Below are 17,633 nucleotides of genomic sequence, written 5' to 3' on the forward strand. Positions count from 1 at the left end.
GCCTTCGACGCGGCCGAGGCCGCCAGCCCCGCCTTGCTGCAGGCGCGGCTGACCGAGGCGGCGTCACGCGCCCGGGTGGCGGCCGCCCGCGCCAACCTGCGCCCGACCGTCTCCGCCCAGGCCAGCTACGGGGCGGAGGGCGCGCTGCAGCCGTTCGTCGGCCGCGATTTCGACCGGGTGGCTACGGGTGAGGTCGTCTTCACCCAGCCCATTTTCACCGCCGGTCTCAACGGGTCGCTGATCCGCCAGTCCCTGGCCCAGAACACCGTCGACCGCATCGATATCGAGACCGCCCGACGCAGCGTGGTGCAGCAGGTCTCCCAGGCCTGGGAGACCCTGACCGGCGCCCGCGCCAGTGTCACGTCAGACGTGGCTGGGCTGGCCGCAGCGCAGGCCGCGTTCGCAGGGATCCGCGAGGAGTACCGGGTGGGGCTCTCCACCACCTTGGACGTGCTGATCCAGCAGCAGACCTTGGAGAGCGCGGAGTTGGCGCTCGCCAGCGCGCGGCACGACGCTTACGTCGCCGTGGCCGCGCTGCTGTCTGTGACTGGGCGGCTTGAGGCCGGAGATCTGGTGAGCGGCGTGGCTGTCTATGACCCACGCCGCTCTTTCAACCGGGTGAGGTCCAAGGGCGCGACCCCGTGGGAGCCGCTCATCGCCGCGCTGGATCGCGCGGGAGAACCCTCCGGGGCGAGCGTGGGTGATGAGCCTGACGCCAGGCTGAAGCCGGCCTCCGAAGGGAGGGCCACGATGCGCGTCGCCGGGAGTCCTTTCAGGTAAGACGGGCCAAAGGGAGCGCTGGAGCCTGTCTTCTTTAGCCAGAAACATTTGCCGAACGCGGCCAAGCTAGACCGCAGCAATTTGCTGCGCCTATGGATTGCGTAACGCGTGTGAATCTGGCCGCCGTTGCGTGACACGGTCCTAAAGCGCCCGGCCGGGCAGCGGCTTGGGCGTCTTCTTCCGCGGCATGCTGGACCGGGTAGGGGGAGCGGTTCCCGCCGATGAGCGGGAGGTGCACGTTGGACTGGCAAAGCCGTCAGAGCAACTTGTCGAGCGTGATGGGGAGATCACGGATCCGCTTCCCCGTCGCGTTGTAGACGGCGTTCGCGACCGCGGCGCCCACTCCGGTGATGCCGATCTCCCCGATGCCGCGCGCGCCCATGGGCGCGTGCGGGTCAGGCTCGTCGGTCCACATGACCTCGATCTGCGGCACGTCCATGTGCACGGGCACGTGGTACTCGGCCAGCGAGGGGTTCATGATCCGGCCGCTCCGCTCATCGAACTGCGCCTCCTCCATCAGGGCCAGGCCCAGGCCCATGATGATGCCGCCGCGGAACTGGCTGGCGGCGGTCTTGGCGTTGAGGATGCGGCCGCAGTCGAACGAGCCCAGGAAACGGCTCACCCGGGTCTCGCCGGTGATCGCGTTCACCCGCACCTCGCAGAACATCGCGCCATGGCTGTGCATGGACCAGTGCTGCAGCTCCATGGGCGGCGGCGCCTCGGCCTCCACAGTCAGGCTCTCTCGCTGGGCGCGGGCCAGGATGGAGACGTAGCTCTCCCAGCGCCCGGGCTCGTCGAGCTTGCAGAGGCCGCCATCCAATCCGCCCACCTCGTCCGGCTTCAGCCCCGCCAGGGGCGAGTCGTTGCCGGCGAGCTTCAACAGCTCGGTGACGAGCACCCGGTGGGCTGCGATGACGGCCGACCCGATCGAGGCGGTCTGCTGCGAGCCGCCCGCCAGCACCAGCCCCGGGAAGGCGGTGTCGCCGTAGCGGAACTCCACCTGCTCCATCGCCAGGCCCAGGCGCTCGGCCACGACCTGGGTGTGGGCCGTGGCCGTGCCCATTCCCATCTCGTGCGCTGCGATCTCGACCACGGCCCGGCCGGCCCGGTCCAGGATGATCCGCGCCGCGCCGCCCGGCATGCGGTAGTAGGGGTAGGTCGCGGTGGCGCAGCCGACCCCGACGAGCCAGTCGCCATCGCGCCTAGCTCCAGGCCTGGCGCTCCGGGTCTTCCAGCCGAAGCGGTCCGCCCCGGTCCGCCAGGCCTGGTCGATCCCTCGTTGGGAGAAGGGGAGGCCGTTGGTCGGATCCTTCTCCGGCTCGTTGCACGACCTGAGATCGATGGGATCCATGCCGAGTTCGGTCGCCAGCTCGTCTATGGCGCTCTCCAGCGCGAAGGTGCCCACCGCTTCGCCCGGCGCACGCATGAAGGTGTTGGCCACCATGTTCAGCTTCACGGTGTCCACCTCGAGCTTGAAGCTCCTAGCGGCGTAGGCGCTGCGGGTGGCCACGATGAAGGGCTCGGTCATGGCGTTGTGCGGCGTCATGGCGGTCAGTCCGGTGTGGATGATGGCGTCGAAGCCACCGTCGCGCTGCGCCCCGATGGCGACGCGCTGCTCGGTGAGCGCACGGCCCCCGACCACGCGGAACACCCCTTCGCGCGAGACCACGATGCGCACCGGCCGGCCTGCGAGCCTGGCCGCCGCCGCAGCCAGGATCTGGTGCTGCCAGAGCGTCTTGCTGCCGAAGCCGCCGCCGACGAAGGGCGAGGTGACGTGGACCTGTTCCTCCTTGATGTCGAACACCTGGGAGAGCGTCCAGGCCGCATGTGCGACCGCCTGAGTGGCGTCGTGGACCCGCAGCTCGTCGCCTTCCCAGGCCAGGGTGGCCGCGTGCAGCTCGATCGGGTTGTGGTTGTGAGGCGGCGTGCGGTAGATCGCGTCGACCTTGACGGGGGCGGCGGCGAACAGGGCCTCCGCATCCTCGATCTCCACCTTCAGCGGCTCGCCCTGGAACTTGCCAATTTCGACGCCCTTGGCCCGGGCCTCGTCAAGCGAAGTCACCCCGCCCTGCACCTCGTACCGGACGCGGATCAGCGATTGGGCGTAGTCGGCCTGATCCTGGGTCTCGGCGAGCACCAGCGCGACCGGCTGGCCGTTCCAGTGGATGCGCTCGTCCTGCATCACCGGCACATTGTCGCCGCCTGCAGCCTTGGACGCGCTGCCGAAGGGCGGCGTGGGCTTCAGCCGCGGAGCATTCAGGTGAGTCATGACCAACTTGACGCCGGGCGCCGCCTCAGCTTCTGCGGTGTCCAGATCGACGATGCGACCGCGAGCGATGGTCGAGTAGTGCAGAGCGGCATAGGTCAGCCGCTCCATTGGGAACTCGGCGGCGAAACGGGCCTGGCCCGCGACCTTCAGCGGGCCGTCGATGCGCGGGATCGAGGCGCCGATCAGCCCGTGTTTCGCCCGCATCAACGGATCGGGGTGGCCGCCGGGGATCCAGCCGTCGGGGGCGAGCGCGACGGCCTTCTTCATCACCGTCTGCAGGGCTTCCTGGACGAAGCTCATCAGGCTGTCTCCTCGCTGCGCGCCAGCTTGACGAGGGTGTCGACCATCACTCGCTGGGCCAGCTCGATCTTGAATCCATTGTCGCGGAGCGGCCGGGCGGGGGCGAACTCCGCCTCCGCCGCGGCGCGGAACACCGCCTCTGTGGCGGGGCGGCCCTTCAGCGCCGCTTCGGCGGCATGGGCGCGCCAGGGCTTGTGGGCGACGCCGCCGAGCGCCAGCCGCACGTCCTGGATCAAGCCGCCTTCCAGCTCGAGCCCCGCGGCGAGCGAGACCAGGGCGAAGGCGTAGCTCGCGCGGTCGCGCACCTTGCGGTAGCTCGACCTTGCGGAGACGCCGTTCGGCGGCAGGATCACCGCAGTAATCAGCTCTCCGGGTCGGAGCTGCGTCTCGATCTCCGGCGTCTCACCCGGCAGGCGGTGCAGGTCGACAAAGGCGATCTCGCGAGCGCCGTACGGGCTCTCGAGCGTCACGGTCGCGTCGAGCGCAGCCAGCGCCACGCACATGTCCGACGGGTGGGTCGCTACGCAGGCGGCCGAGGCGCCAAGGATGGCGTGGATGCGGTTGAAGCCCCCGATGGCGTCGCAGCCGGCGCCCGGGGCGCGCTTGTTGCAGTGCGCCGCGTCGTCGTAGAAGTAGGTGCAGCGGGTACGCTGCAGGACATTGCCGCCGACCGTCGCCATGTTGCGGATCTGAGCGGAGGCTCCAGCGAGGATGGCCTGGCTCAACAGAGGATAGTGCGCGCGTATGCGCCGGTCGGCGGCGACGGCGGTGTTCTTCACGCCGGCGCCGATCCTGAGCCCGCCCTCAGGCATGTCGTCGATATCGCGGGAGAGCGCGGTGACGTCCACCAGCAGCTCGGGATGCTCGATGGTCTCGCGCATCAGATCGACGAGATTGGTGCCGCCACCGAGATAGCTTGCGCCGGCCCGTGCGCCGAGCGCCACCGCCGCCTGCCGATCAGCGGCCCGTTCGTAGAGAAAGGGGGTCATCAGGCGGCCTCGCGCTTGTCAGGGGCTGCGGCCGCCTCGCCGAAGGTCTCTCGAATCGCCTCGACGATGCCGTTATAGGCGCCGCAGCGGCACAGGTTGCCGCTCATGCGCTCGCGGAGTTCGTCGTGGGTGAGCACGATCGTCTCCGCAGCGAGATCCTCTGTGACGTAGCTCGGAACGCCCCGTTCCAGTTCGGCCGCCATGCCGATCGCCGAGCAGATCTGGCCTGGCGTGCAGTACCCGCACTGGAAGCCATCGTGCTCCACGAAGGCCCGCTGCAACGGATGCAAGGCGCCTGGCGCGCCCAGGCCCTCGATGGTCGTGATCTCCTGGCCGTCGTACTGCACCGCCAGCGCCAGGCAGCTGTTGATGCGCTCGCCGTCCGCCAGCACCGTGCAGGCGCCGCAGGCCCCCTGGTTGCAGCCCTTCTTGGTCCCGAACAGTCCAAGGCGGTCCCGCAGGAGGTCCAGCAGCGAGGTGCGAAAATCCACGTTCGCCTCGACTGACCGGCCATTGACGGTAAAGCGCATGAGAGTCTCCAGCCTGCGTCCTCTCTATAACGCCGCTCTTCGTCGTCGGCTCAAATCCTTCGCCGACTTTCGCCCTGACCCAGGATCCAAGAGGCGCCGGCGCTCCGCCGACCCGGACGCTATTGAGCGGATTTGATCCAGGCTCTGCGGGTGCGAAGCGTCAAATCTCGCATCGCTGGGCTGGATTTTGGCCACAATGCTTGCTGGAGTGTAGCGGCTGCCCTATACCCGCCGCGTGCGTACCCAGTGTCGCCGGGGCGTACCCTTCCGGCATTCTAAGGCCGGAGCCCACCCGATGTCATTGAACGCTCGCCATCACCCGCATTTCGTTGCTGGAGCCTCGACGGCTGTCGATCCAGCTGTCGCGTTCACGATCGTCGTTTCGTCCGGCGTGACGAGCAGCGGCCTGACGCTGGACTCGACCCAGTACGAGGATGTGCTGTCTGGCGGCTTGGCTGTATCCAACACGATCGACAGCGGCGGCTTGGTCACCGTGGAGTCCGGCGGCCGGACCGGAGGGGACGTGGTCCTGTCCGGGGGTGCCGAGGTCGCGTCCTCTGGTGGCTTGCTTGAGAGTGTTATCGTCTCCTCTGGCGGACTGTTGAGCGGGCCCGGCAACCTCCTGGGGGGTGAAATCGAAGGCAATGCGGCGGGACTTCGCCTCGCCAGGGTCGATGACGAGAGTTCCAATGTCACGGTGACGTCGGGTGGCCTAGTCAGCGCCTTCACGATCAACGCTCTCGCAAACCTGAGCGTCGAGTCCGGCGGCGAAGCGTTCGCCACCAGCGCTGCTGGCGGTGACCTGACGGTCGAATACGGCGGCGACGTCTCTGGAACGTCAGTTACGAGAGCAGGGGGAACCCTATTCGTCCAGGGAACTGCAGAGAATACGCGCGTCGTGAGCGGTGGCCTGGTCTACGCGGAGGGGACGAGCTCCGGCTCCAGCTTGGTGAGCGGCGTGCAGGTGGCGGTCGGCGGAACGCTTGAGGTTGCCTCAGGTGGATCGGTCTCGGCCGCCCGGGTTTCCGCGGGAGGCCAGGCGCAGCTGGACAATGGCGGCGCCCTGGCAGGAGCCGCCATTGTCGGTGGCGGGCTCAAGGTCGGCTTTGGCGGCGATGTCCTGGCTGCGTCCATTTCAAGTGGCGGGACGATGGAGGTCGGCAACAACGGCGCGGCAAGCGCCACCCAAGTCACGTCCGGCGTCTTCACCGTCGACGCGGGAGGAGAAGCGATCGGTATCAATGTCGCAGCTGGCGGCAGCCTTGTTCTGAACGGCCTTGCGGGCGGCGGAACAGCGTTCGGGCAGACCCAGCAGGTGTTCGACGGACAGCTCACAGGCTCAGGGCTGTTCGAGCAGGCCGGTGGCGTGCTTACCGTCGAGGGGACCACGTCCGGCTTCACCGGTCTGATGCTGGTCTTTGAAGGGGCGATCGAGGTCGCCACCTCACAGGGCCTCGGTCTCGGCGGGGTTTTGTTTGGCGGGCAGGACTCCCAGCAGGCGGCCACCTTGCTGATCGATGCCGTTGATCGTCCCGTCAGCGGGGCGACCTACGGTACGACGCTGAGCAACTTCCAGGATCCTCTCGACCGTCTCGACCTGGCGGGGCTCGCCTTTGTGAGCGGAGCCACGGCCAAGTCGGTCGGTGGCGTGCTGACCCTGACCGACGGCGCCTACAAGGCGAGCTTCAAGTTGGCGGAGACCGAAGCGACGAAGTACGCTGTCGGGTCTGATGGCAAGGGTGGCACTCTGATCCGGGCGGCGACGGGCGCGGGTACTAGGTCTCTCGTCCAAGCCGCCGCAGCCTTCCCAGCTTCGTTCCAGGGGCTTGCTCACACATCCGCATCGGAGCCTCATAGTGCGCGGATTGAGATGGTGGCGGAGGGCGTCAACAGAAGCCACGCTCTCGCGTGAGCGCAGCCGTTCTCGCCTGAACCGGCGATCTTGGCGGGGGCTAGCCCAAGCGGCAGCCTACTCGATCCGTTTCGGGCAGCAGCCGCCACGCGCCCTGCAGGTCGAAGCGTTGGGGCGCGGTCTTCCGGGCGGCGCGGATCACGACCACGCGCGCTCTCGCCAGGGCTTCCCGTGGGATCGTCACCAAGCCGCCCTCGGGACGGTCCAGTTGCTCCGCCTGAGCCATTGAGCCCGTGTCGATCAGGGCGGGTATCGTGTCGCGCCAGCTATGCGGCGGACCACCATCGACCCTATACCAGGCGTCGGATGTGTCCCGGTGGCTGGAGACACGGAAGGTGAAGCTTCCCCGTTTCGCCGTCACATCGGGCTGAAGGCCGAGGCGGTTCACCAATCGGCAGGTGGCCTCCTTGGTGAACGGATCGGTGTGGATGGTGAGCAACCAGCCTTGAACGGAATAGCGCAGTGTCGTCGGCCGCATGGGTCGGGTCGGAAGGCAGGCGGATGCGGCGACTGCGCAGAGCAGGGTCGTCGCGACGACCAGGGAATGGGACTTCATCCGTTGGGCTCCGGGTGCGTGGCGACGAGCAGCCGCTCGTCCACCGCAGGCGCTTGGGGCGTACCCGCAGCCGGGCTGGCGATTCGGACCGCGCCGGTCGGCGCGGGGGGCTCGGGCAGCGGCGACGGCTGGGGCGGGGCGGGCGCGCCGATGCGGTCGAGCGCCTTGGGGATGAACTCCCAGGGGACGGAGCCGCGACCTTCGACACGACGGAACGAGGTTTGCGGCTTGTAGAGCGGTGCGCCTTGCAAGAGGGCGCGTGCCTCCAATCGACCGACGGCGGCGAGCACCGCCGCGCCCTCCAGCGCCTGGTCGTGGGCGGCCTGGGCCAGTGAGATCCGAGCGCTGGTCAGGGTCTCCTGGGCGATCAGCAGGTCCAGGGTCTCCCGCAAGCCTGCGCGATACTCCACCCGCATGCCGTCGAACGTGGCCTGGGCCGCCCTCGCGGCGGCCGCCTCGGTCGCTACGTTCAGCTCGGCGGCCCGTCTCTGGCTCCAAGCCTGGGAGACCGCCTGGACAACGTTGCGACGCACGGCTTCCGCCTGCACGCGGGCGGAGGTGTCCGAGGCCGTCGCCTGGCGCACCTGAGACCCGATCACGCCGCCACTGAAAATCGGCTGGGTGAGGGTGGCGGTGACCGCAACCGTGCGGTCGAACTGGTCGCCCACAGCGGGCACGGCCGGGCCGCTGTAGCCGAACTGACCGTTGAGGGTCAGGTTGGGCCGCCGCTCCGCTTTCGCCTGCTCCACCTCCGCCCTGTTCGCGGCCTCGGTGAACTGGGCCTGCCGCAGGGTGGGGTTTTCCTGATCGGCGATGTCGAAGGCGTTGTCCAGGTCGATCGGAAAGCCGGGCAGGGCGGGGAAGATGGCGAGGTCGCCGGGGCTGCGGCCTACGGCATTGACGTACTCCGCCGCGCTGACCTCCAGCTGCGCCTGGGCGCTCTGGACCGCGGCATGGGCTGATTCGAGCTGGGTCTGCGCCTGTTCCACATCGGTGATCGTCGCAGCGCCAGCCTCGTGGCGGGCCTTGATCTCGTCGGTCTCGTCGAACAGCGTCTTGTAACCTTCCCGCTGGATGGCCAGCGCCGAGCGGTCGCGCTGCACGTCGCAATAGGCCTGCACGACCTGTTGCAAGACGGTGGTCTCCACGGCGCGCAGCTGCTCGCGCCCGGCCCGGATCTGCGCTTCTGCGCCGTGGACCTGAGCGGTGGTGCGACCGCCGGTGTACAGCGGCTGGCTCAATGACAGCACGGCGCTTCCAGTATTCGTCTCGGTGGTGAAGCGCTGGTTGCCTACGCCCTCCAGTTGCGGCCCCTTGGCATAGGCGCCCAGTACCTGAAGACTGGCTGTCGGGCGAAAGCCGGCCTCAGCCTGGACGTAGGTCTCGTCCGTCGCCTGAAGCTGGGCGCGCTGGCTCAGCAGGGTAGGGTTGGTGTCGTAGGCGTAGGCGATCGCCTCGGCCAGGGTCTCGGCCCTTGCGGGCGCGCCCGCCAAGACCAAGCCGGCAGCCAGCCCCGCGACCGAGCCTGCGCCGCGCCGGGATGCTCGCGGGAGCCTCATCTCTCGCGACCCGCTTCCTGCACCGACTTGGCGATGGGGGAGAGGACATAGGCGATCACCCGCCGTTTGGCGGTCTTAACCTCCGCGCCAACCGCCATGCCAGGCTCCAGCCGTACAAGGCGCCCGTCGATGCTCATGGTGTCGCGTGAGAGCCTCACGTGCATCAGGTAGCTGAGCTCTTCCGAGCCATCGGGACGTTTGTCGCTGACCGCATCCTCCGAGACGTCGCTGACCACCCCGGGGATCACGCCGTAGCGGGTGAAGGGGAAGGTCTCCACCTTGACGACGGCAGGCATGCCCGCCCGCACGAAGCCGACATCGCGGTTGGCGAGCTTGGCCTCCACCTCCACGCCCACGCCGGAGGGGGCAATGCGCATCAGGGTCTGGCCAGGCTCCACCACACCGCCGACGGTATGGATGGCCAACTCCTGGACCGTGCCGTCGACTGGAGCGAGCAGGGTGCGGGTCTTCAGGTGCGCCTGGGCGGCCCCGAACTGCTGGCGGAGCGAAGCGGCCTTGACCGTGGCGGTGGAGAGGTCGCCCAGCTCGCCGTTGGCGGTCTCCGCGGAGGTCTCGGCGCGCTGCTGCTGTTCGGCGGCGATCTGGGCCTGCAGCTCGGGGACCTTCTGCCGCTGGACGTCGAGCTGGCGGCGGGTGTCCTCCGCCTTCTCCTGCGCCTGCAGGAGCTGCAGCCGCGATCCATAGCCCTTGCGCTCCAGATTGACGAACACGTCGGCGGCCTGCTCGTCGATGGGCAGCAGGGCGGCGAGGCGGTTCACCTCGGCCTGGGCCTCCCCGATCTCGGCGCGGTGCTGCTGGATCTGGCGATCCAGGGTGGCGAGCTTCTCGGCCAGCTCGGTCCGCGCGGCGGCGGCCTGCTGGCGGCCCACGGCGGCCTCGCTGGTGTTGACGCCGCCTGGGGTGGTGAAGGATTGCCCGAGCGCAGTGGCCTTCAATCGCGCCACGTCCAAGTCCGCGCCTGCAACTTCGTCCTGCAGCCTGTCGCGGTCGGCGGTCGCTTCGGTCGGCTCCAGCGCCACCAGGAGCTGGCCGGCGTGGACGTGCTCGCCGTCATGCACGCGGATGGCGGTCACCGTGCCCGTCTCCAGGGGTTGGACGACCTTGCCACCGCCGGCGGGGATGAGCTTGCCGGCGGCCGCGGAGACCACGTCCACCTTGCCCAGGCAGGCCCACAGCAGCGTCGTGAGCAGCAGGGCGACCAGCGCCAGGGCGGTTACGCGGGGCAGGGGAGGAGCGGGGGTCTCGACCACCTCGAGCGCTGCGGGGAGGAACTCCAGCTCCTCCTTCGGCCGGCCGCCGAAAATCGGGTCGCGCTTGGCGGGGGCGAGCCGCTGCGGGCCGCCCAGAGAGGGAAGGTTGGGAGTTCCGCTCATGCGGGCGCCCGGGCAGGCTCGGTGAAGCTCAGGTTCTGCGCGGCGTAGAGGCGCGAGAAGCGGCCTCCGGCCCGCAGCAGCTCAAGGGGTGCGCCATCCTCCACCACCCGACCGGCGTCGATCGTGATGATCCGATGGGCCGAGCGGATGGCGGAAAGGCGGTGGGCGACGATGATGACCGTGCGGCCGCGGGAGATCGCCGCCATGTTGACTTGGATCGCCTGCTCGCTCTCGAGGTCGAGCGCGGAGGTGGCCTCGTCCAGGATCAGGATCGGGGGGTCCATGACCAGCGAGCGCGCGATGGCGATACGCTGACGCTGGCCGCCAGAGAGGGTGGACCCCCGCTCGCCGACATGGGTGTCGTAGCCGCCCGGCGCGGCGGTGATGAATTCATGCGCCCCGGCGAGCTTGGCGGCGGCGATCACCTTGTCCATGCTGAGCGTCGGGTCGGCGAGCGCGATGTTGTCGCGGATCGAAGCATTGAACAGGATGCTCTCCTGCAGCACCACACCCACCTGCCGCCGCAGCCAGGCCGGATCGACCATCGAGAGGTCCACCCCGTCGATCAGCACCCGGCCGACCTCCGGCGCGTGGAGGCGTTGGAGCAGCTTGGCCAGCGTCGACTTGCCCGAGCCGGAAGGCCCGACCACGCCGAGGATCTGGCCCGGCGGTACGCGCACCGACAGCTCGCTGACCGCCCGCGGCAGGTCGGGAGCGTAGCGGAAGCCGACGTTCTCGAAGGTGATCTCGCCGCGCACGGCCGGGCGCGCGGCGGAGTTCGGCGGCCGCGACGGCTCGGCGACGGTGTTCATGATGTCGCCGACGCGGTCGACGCTGATCTTCACCTGCTGGAAGTCCTGCCAGAGCTGGGCCAGCCGCAGCACCGGGCTGGAGATCTGGCCCGACAGCATGTTCACAGCGATCAGCTCACCGACTGTCAGCTTCTCGTGGATCACCAGGATGGCGCCGACATAGAGGATCAACAGGGTCGTCGCGCGACTGACGAACTGGGCGCTCTGGCTGGCGAAGACTCCCAGCGTGGTGACCCGGAAGGCCGCGCGGACGTAGCCGGCGAGCTGTTCCTCCCACTTGCGTTGGACGTTGGGTTCCACCGCCATGGCCTTCACCGTCTCGATGCCGGTGATGGTCTCCACCAGGAAGGCTTGGTTCTCCGCGCCGCGGCGGAACTTCTCGTTGATCCGCAGCCGCAGCTCGGGCGTCGCCAGCACCGAGATCGCTCCGTAGATCGGGATGGCTCCGGTCACGATCAGCCCGAGCGGCACGGAGTAGACGTAGATCACGCCGAGCACGAGCACGGCGAACACCAGGTCGATCACCAGGGTCAGGGTGGAGCCGGTGAGGAAGGATCGGATGTTCTCCAGCTCTCGCACCCGCGCCACGCTGTCGCCGACCCGCCGCGCCCCGAAATAGGCCAGCGGCAGATGCGTCAGATGGTCGAACAGGCGCGCGCCGAGTTCGACGTCTATGCGGTTGGTGGTGTGTGAGAAGATGTAGGAGCGCAGTCCCCCGAGCAGCACCTCGAAGACCATCGACAGGCCGAGGCCGACGGCGATCACCTCCAGCGTCGAGGTGCCCTGGTGCACCAGCACCTTGTCCACAACCACCTGGAAGAAGAGGGGTGTGGCCAGCGCCACGAGCTGCAGCGCGAAGCTGATCAGCAGCACCTCGCCCAGGATGCGGCGATAGCGCAGCACCGCGTCGAAGAACCAGCCGATGCCGAACTGGCCCGCCACGTCCCCAAGGGCCCGGCGCCGCGCGAGCAGCAGCAGCGCTCCGGTCCAGCGGCTCAGGAACTCCTGCCGCGACAGCACCGCAGGCGGCTCGCCGGGGTACTGGACGAGGAGTTTCTCCACCTCGTCCTTGGCGTCGATGGCCGCGCGCGCCAGCACAAAGGGCCGCCCATCCAGGTCCCACGCAACTGCGGGCAGCGGTGTCTTGCCGAGGCGGGCGGCTTTTGGACGCACGACCTGGGCCTTCAGCCCGACGGCCCTGGCGGCGCGCAGCATGGCCGTCTCCCCGAACCCCCGCGCATCAGCGAACCGACGCGCCAGCTCATCGGCTTCTACAGGCGTGTCGCAGAGAGACGCGGCCAGGGCGAAGGCCTGGGCGCCATCATGGGTCATGCTGATTCCGTTTGCATCCGGGCTGGGCGACGGACCGCGAGAGTGACCACGTTGACTTGCGGCTTCAAGCCATCTTCGCAACGCCCAAGCCCCGCGCCTGGGCCTCGTGCGAGACGAGGGCCCTGTCCAAGGCGGCCTTGACGTGATGACCAGTTATCAACCGGGTGCACTCGAAATGGCGTGGCGTGTTCTGATGGCGCGGGCACCACATGAAGTCCTTATGGTCAAACCTTTCCTTGGGATCGTTCCAGCAGGAGTTGCAGGTGTGCCAATTGATCACCCTGTAGGGCGTCTCGAATTCGTTGGTGGGGTGGGTGAAGCCGCTGATCATCACCGACGGCGTTCCGGCGGCCCAGGCCAGCCAGGCAAGCCCGCTCGACAGGCCGACGAAGGCTGACGCGTGCTGCAGCCACCTCGCCCGCTCGGCGAGGGGCCGATCGCCGGTCTCGTCCTCGGCCCCATGCGGGATGTGGGTGAAGAGCAAGCCGGAGCCGTGCACCGGCTTCTGGTCGATGCAGATGACGCGGTAGCCCTTGGCCTTGATGTGGGCGACGACCTCTCGCCAGCCGGTAGGATTGTTCCACATCTTGCAGCCGCTGGAGCTCTGCACCGCTATGCAGACATAGGGGTCCGGGATAGGGCGGAAGTCCTCGGGCACATGGATGCGAGGGGCCTGCTCCTTTGAATCGACCCCCAGGATGTAGGCGGCGGTCTTGTGCAGGCCGACGTGGCGGAAGTCGGTCGGCTGCCAGAGGCAGTCCTTGTCGTCGAAGAACAGCCCCAGGGAGTAGGTGGCGTAGGCGCGCTCCACCAGCTTCTGCTCCACCATCTCTTCGTGGCTGACGAAGGTTATGGCGGGATAGGCGTCCTTCAGAAGCGGGATGATCAGGCCGCTCATGGCGCAGATCAGCCTGCAGCCATGCACCTCGCCGAAGCGCGAGGCGTAGGGGAACCAGGCCATGGTGTCGCCGAGCGTGCCGATCGGGAACTGCACGATGACCTCGCGGTCGCGGCACTCGTAGGCATGATCAAGCACGAGCGTTTCGCCCTCGTGCACCTCGAGCCCGAAGCGCACGAAGAAGCGTTTAGCGCTAGCCACCGTGGCCCCGCGATTCTCGCTTTCGAACAGGATGTTGCCGCTGTCCAGGTCGCGAAGCCGCACCTTCCAGGAGGGCTGACCCTCCGTCCGCTCGGGCAGCAGGACCCGCGCGCCCTGATTGAAGTCAAAGCGGACGCCTGAGGGGCCGCCCTGGGTAGGGATTGTCGCCGGGGGTGGATAGGCCGGCTTGACCGGAGGAGAGGCCGCCGAAAGCGTCACGGGAGCCGAGCTCGCGGGCGCGTCAGGTGCAGGCCCGTTTGCCGGCGGGCTTCCTTCCGAAGTCAGTCCAAGCTGCGCCGAAGGCAGCGCAGCGCTCTCAGCGGAGCCGTCCCCAGCAGCGATCATGCACCCTCAGGCCGGAAGGTTCTGGCCGCCATGGCGGATGACAGACGAGGGGCGGAAGCCCAAGGACTGCGCCGACAAAGCTGCTCCCGCACCACTGGTTGCACCCAGTGATCCCTTGTCGCCACCAAAAGCGGCTGCTGCGTGGATGATGGCGTCGCTTCCATTGGCAATCGGAATGATCTTGGTTCCACCCGCGCCGTCGCTCACGGCTGAGTAGCTCCCTGCCACCGCCCCGACCAGATCGAACTTAGCCGTATATGCGCCGTCAGTGAAGGTTAGAGTTGAATCTGACACCGTAGCCGACGCGCCCTTCACGAAGGCCAGACCGCGAAGATCCAAGGTGTCGTTCGCGCCATCGAAGTCCACCAGCATGTTGGCCAGCGTACTGCCGCTCTTGGGTTGGTCGGCCGTTTCGATCTCGACGGTCGCACTGGCCGTGGCCGCTTCGAAGGCCACGCTGCCCGTTCCGAGGCCGCCCTTCAGAGCGATATCCACCGTGCCGCCGGCGATGGTGAGCGCACCATCATAGCCGGCTGCAATCGCCGAGAGCCGCAGAACGCCTGTCGACTCCTCGGTGATGGAGCCGCTGCCCGACAGGGACCCGTCCAAGATGGAAGTTCCGGCCTGATCGTAGACAAGGCCGCCGTTGTCGACGACGAGCCCGCCGACAGCTTCGCGCACGTCATACAGGATCGCGCCGCTCGCCGCCGAGAGCACCGTGCCGGAGGACACGTCGATGCCGTTGGCGGAGCCGCCGGCAGTGACGTCGAGATCGGCCCCCGCGCCCAGCACCAAGCCGCTCACCTTGCCAGCATCAGTGGTCATCCCCTTTAACGTACCGGCGCCTAGCGCTTCGCCGCCAGACAGAACCACAAGTCCGCTGACGTAACCGCCCGCCGCGGCCGACAATACACCACCACTGGAGACCAAGGTGGAGACGATCGAGCCGCCAGACGTGACAAGCTCTGCGCCACTATCCACGATGGTGGTGCTCAGCGTCTGAAGATCGGCCCCGCTGAGAACGGCTATGCCGCTCACAGTCTTCGGCGTCGAATAGAGGCCTGCCGAAACCGTGCCGCCGCTGATCACCTCACCGACCAGTTCCAGGACCGCGCCGCCCGAGACCCGGACGCCGCTTTCCACCGAGCCTGCGTAGTCCAGATCGGTCGCACCGCTGGTGAAGCCGATCTGGCCGTCCAGGATCGATCCGGACTCGACCACGATCCTGCCGTGCGCGGACCCGCCCGGCGTTCCCGAGACTGTAGAGCCGGCGCGTAGCGTCAATCCGCTGATGCTGCCTCCGGACAGCACGTCCAGCACGGCTCCCGCGCCGACCGCGACGCCATTCACTTGCCCCGCATCGGAGATGGTCTGAGCGACGACGCCCGCACCGGAGAGCACGCCCCCCGCCAGAACGGTCGCGCCTTCGGCATAGCCGCCGGACGAGAGCCGTTCAACGCCGCCGCTGGAGACGGTGGTGGCGCTGGCCTGCCCCCCCGACACCACAGTCTCGATCCCACCCGAGACCACGTTTGCGGCTACAGTCACGAGCCTGGCGCCGCTGGAAAGGGTCGCGCCATCCACCGTGGAGTTGGACGTCCGCGGCCCCACCGTCAGGGGCGTGCTCGCCGCCACTTGCGCGCTGACGAGCTCCAGCACCGCCCCGGCAGAGATCTTCACCCCGCTATCGATCCCGCCTGCATAGAGCTGCTCGGTCGCTCCGCTGGTGAGGACTGCAGACTCGGCCGTACCGCCGGAGGATACCGTCAGCAGGCCGTTGGTCACCGCGCCCGCTGCGGCCGACAACACGCCGCCGGCAAGTACGGTGGTGCTCGTGGCGCTGCCTTGCGCAAGCACATCAACGGCTCCGCCGGCATCGATAAACAGGGCCTCGGCGCTCGCCCCTGAAGAGACTGTGAGCAGGCCATCTACCGAGACACCGCTGACGAGGCCATTATCAGAGATCGCCCCCTGTACCGTTCCGGCTCCCGAGAGAACGCCGCCCATGAGCACGGTGACCGCGTTGGCCGCGCCACCTGCAGACAGACGCAGATCGCCTCCGCTCGACACGGTGGTCGACGTAGCCGTCCCGCCGGAGGTAACGATTTCCAGACCCCCGGCCACAATCTGCGCGCTCTGGGTGGCGAGGTCCGCGCCAACCGAAAGGGTGGCGCCGCTGACGACACGCCTTGAGGTGACCGACCCGATGCTGAAGGCGGTCGAAACCACATCGTGATCCAGCTCGAGCGTCGCGCCAGAGGCTATGGTGACGCCAGCTTGGGCCGCCGGTGACGAGACGCCAGCGTAGAAGGCCTCCGTCGCACCGCTCGCGATCGTCAGATTGTCGATCGTGGCGCCTGGGCCCACTTCGATCAGTCCACTGGCCACGCCTCGCCCTGACAGCAAGGCGCCCGAAGTTAGGGTCACATCCGTCAGGATGCCGCCGGTCGCCGCCGACAGCACGCCGCCTGACGTGACGACGGTGTCTGACGCTGTTCCCCCAGACTCGAGGAGCATCCCCCCTTCGACACCTACCGTGACGCCGCTCGCGCTCCCGCCGCTCAGGACATCCAGCTGCCCGTCGGCTCCGACGCCGACCGTGACGTCTTCGACGACGCCTGACGTCCTGACCAGCCCCTGCAAGTCGCCGGGTCCAGAGATCACGCCGCCGGCGTAGACGGTGGTCGAGCCTAGGTTGCCGATCTGCAGCGTCGCCCCGGCTGCGACCGACACCGTTGCGCCTGAGGCCACCTTCAGGCCGCCTGCCTCGCCGCCGGCGAGCACATCGAGCAGACCGCCCGATGCGACCGTCACCCCGCTGACGATCCCTGCGTCATCGACAACGCTCCTGATCGATCCGCTGCCAGAAAGGACGCCGCCGAAGAGCACGTCTGCCCCGGCTGCGGAGGCGCCTGCCGAGATGACCTCGATGCCGCCGCTGGATACCGTCGTGTCGTACGCGAAACCGCCGGGTGCGACGGTCAAGACTCCGCCCGCCAGGACGGTGGCGCTGAGAGCGGTCACCTTCGCTCCGGCGACCAGAGATGCGCCACTGATCGTCTGCGCCGACAGCACCGGTCCGATCGTCAGCGGGCTTCCGGCCGAGACCACCAGATCAGCAAGCTCCAACGTCGCGGCGCTGGAGACCGTCACGGCATTCTGCGTCGCGCCAGCGTAGAAGAAGTCGTAGGAGCCAGACGTAAACGTCGTGCCGGAGTCCACCCCGCCGGCATAGTCTGTCACGACGCCGGAGGCGGTCGCCGCCCCGGAAAGCAGGCCGCCGGACGAAATCGTGGCTCCGAAGATTGATCCGCCGCCATCGACGTAGAGTAGGCCGGCTTGCTGGATCGTCGTCGTCGAAGCGACGCCTCCCGCCTCCACTTCAAGGCTACCGCCGCCGGCGACGGTCGTTCTGACCGCCAAGCCCCCGGAGGAGACATAGATGCCTTGGCTGTAGGAGTCCGGGTTGTTCAGCGTCTCCACTGTGACGCTGCTGACGACGCCTCCGGAGGAGACGAACAGGCCGGCGACCCCGCTGAGCGTCACGCCGGTGACCGTGCCGGCATCGGTGTTGCCGGTCCCGCTTAGGAAGCCCGGACCGGAGATGAGGCCGCCCGCCGACACGGTGGCGTTGCTGGTCACCGCCCCCGCCAGCACCTGCTCGACGCCCTTGGAGAAGACCGTATCGGCGTAGTCGACGCCGCCGGACTGTATGACCACCTTGCCGCTGACCTGGCCGACGCTGATGTAGCCGGC

At 68.3% G+C, this 17,633-nt stretch carries 11 protein-coding genes; 2 read left to right on the top strand and 9 right to left on the bottom strand.

Going from position 1 to position 17,633, the window contains the following annotated elements; genetic code table 11:
- Positions 1–780, top strand: a 780-nt coding sequence (locus HUV06_RS07130) for a TolC family protein (RefSeq protein WP_174300580.1), incomplete at its 5' end; no start/stop codon positions are given.
- A 256-nt stretch (positions 781–1,036) separates the two neighbouring features.
- Here the strand turns inward: HUV06_RS07130 and HUV06_RS07135 are convergent.
- From HUV06_RS07135 to HUV06_RS07145, 3 genes are read right to left on the bottom strand one after another with little or no spacing between them, the layout of a single operon-like run.
- Positions 1,037–3,349, bottom strand: coding sequence for a xanthine dehydrogenase family protein molybdopterin-binding subunit (locus HUV06_RS07135; RefSeq protein WP_217433677.1), 2,313 nt, complete (start codon positions 3,347–3,349; stop codon positions 1,037–1,039).
- Positions 3,349–4,338, bottom strand: coding sequence for a xanthine dehydrogenase family protein subunit M (locus HUV06_RS07140; RefSeq protein WP_174300581.1), 990 nt, complete (start codon positions 4,336–4,338; stop codon positions 3,349–3,351). Before HUV06_RS07140 ends, HUV06_RS07135 begins: the two co-directional genes overlap by 1 nt.
- The gene (locus HUV06_RS07145; protein ID WP_174300582.1) at positions 4,338–4,868 is read right to left on the bottom strand and encodes a 2Fe-2S iron-sulfur cluster-binding protein; all 531 of its coding nucleotides are present in this window, start codon (positions 4,866–4,868) and stop codon (positions 4,338–4,340) included. The genes HUV06_RS07140 and HUV06_RS07145 overlap by 1 nt, the downstream gene beginning before the upstream one ends.
- Before the next feature lie 295 nt (positions 4,869–5,163).
- Here HUV06_RS07145 and HUV06_RS07150 point away from each other — a divergent pair, with 295 nt between their 5' ends.
- Positions 5,164–6,780, top strand: coding sequence for a hypothetical protein (locus HUV06_RS07150; RefSeq protein ID WP_174300583.1), 1,617 nt, complete (start codon positions 5,164–5,166; stop codon positions 6,778–6,780).
- Between the two features lie 40 nt (positions 6,781–6,820).
- Here HUV06_RS07150 and HUV06_RS07155 read toward each other — a convergent pair whose 3' ends face one another.
- The 6 genes from HUV06_RS07155 to HUV06_RS07180 all read right to left on the bottom strand — a co-directional run bounded on the left by HUV06_RS07155 (position 6,821) and on the right by HUV06_RS07180 (position 17,360).
- Complete coding sequence (locus tag HUV06_RS07155; protein WP_174300584.1) at positions 6,821–7,336, bottom strand: hypothetical protein; 516 nt, start codon at positions 7,334–7,336, stop codon at positions 6,821–6,823.
- On the bottom strand, positions 7,333–8,895 hold the full coding sequence (locus HUV06_RS07160; RefSeq protein WP_174300585.1) for a TolC family outer membrane protein: 1,563 nt from the start codon (positions 8,893–8,895) through the stop codon (positions 7,333–7,335). Before HUV06_RS07160 ends, HUV06_RS07155 begins: the two co-directional genes overlap by 4 nt.
- Positions 8,892–10,289: an HlyD family type I secretion periplasmic adaptor subunit gene (locus HUV06_RS07165; RefSeq protein ID WP_174300586.1), complete on the bottom strand. Its 1,398-nt coding sequence runs from the start codon at positions 10,287–10,289 to the stop codon at positions 8,892–8,894. The genes HUV06_RS07160 and HUV06_RS07165 overlap by 4 nt, the downstream gene beginning before the upstream one ends.
- On the bottom strand, positions 10,286–12,433 hold the full coding sequence (locus HUV06_RS07170) for a type I secretion system permease/ATPase (protein WP_174300587.1): 2,148 nt from the start codon (positions 12,431–12,433) through the stop codon (positions 10,286–10,288). Before HUV06_RS07170 ends, HUV06_RS07165 begins: the two co-directional genes overlap by 4 nt.
- 64 nt (positions 12,434–12,497) lie before the next feature.
- Positions 12,498–13,751: an autotransporter strand-loop-strand O-heptosyltransferase gene (locus tag HUV06_RS07175; RefSeq protein ID WP_217433678.1), complete on the bottom strand. Its 1,254-nt coding sequence runs from the start codon at positions 13,749–13,751 to the stop codon at positions 12,498–12,500.
- A gap of 132 nt (positions 13,752–13,883) precedes the next feature.
- Complete coding sequence (locus HUV06_RS07180; RefSeq protein ID WP_174300589.1) at positions 13,884–17,360, bottom strand: AIDA repeat-containing protein; 3,477 nt, start codon at positions 17,358–17,360, stop codon at positions 13,884–13,886.
- Positions 17,361–17,633: the final 273 nt, after the last annotated feature.

Source organism: Caulobacter sp. S45 (assembly GCF_903642205.1).
In the GTDB taxonomy this organism is placed as follows: Bacteria; Pseudomonadota; Alphaproteobacteria; order Caulobacterales; family Caulobacteraceae; genus CAHJWH01.

Coding starts and splice junctions, on each gene's coding strand:
- HUV06_RS07145 (WP_174300582.1), bottom strand. CDS start 4,868: ATGCGCTTTACCGTCAATGGCCGGTCAGTCGAGGCGAACGTGGATTTT.
- HUV06_RS07150 (WP_174300583.1), top strand. CDS start 5,164: ATGTCATTGAACGCTCGCCATCACCCGCATTTCGTTGCTGGAGCCTCG.
- HUV06_RS07170 (WP_174300587.1), bottom strand. CDS start 12,433: ATGACCCATGATGGCGCCCAGGCCTTCGCCCTGGCCGCGTCTCTCTGC.
- HUV06_RS07140 (WP_174300581.1), bottom strand. CDS start 4,338: ATGACCCCCTTTCTCTACGAACGGGCCGCTGATCGGCAGGCGGCGGTG.
- HUV06_RS07135 (WP_217433677.1), bottom strand. CDS start 3,349: ATGAGCTTCGTCCAGGAAGCCCTGCAGACGGTGATGAAGAAGGCCGTC.
- HUV06_RS07165 (WP_174300586.1), bottom strand. CDS start 10,289: ATGAGCGGAACTCCCAACCTTCCCTCTCTGGGCGGCCCGCAGCGGCTC.
- HUV06_RS07155 (WP_174300584.1), bottom strand. CDS start 7,336: ATGAAGTCCCATTCCCTGGTCGTCGCGACGACCCTGCTCTGCGCAGTC.
- HUV06_RS07160 (WP_174300585.1), bottom strand. CDS start 8,895: ATGAGGCTCCCGCGAGCATCCCGGCGCGGCGCAGGCTCGGTCGCGGGG.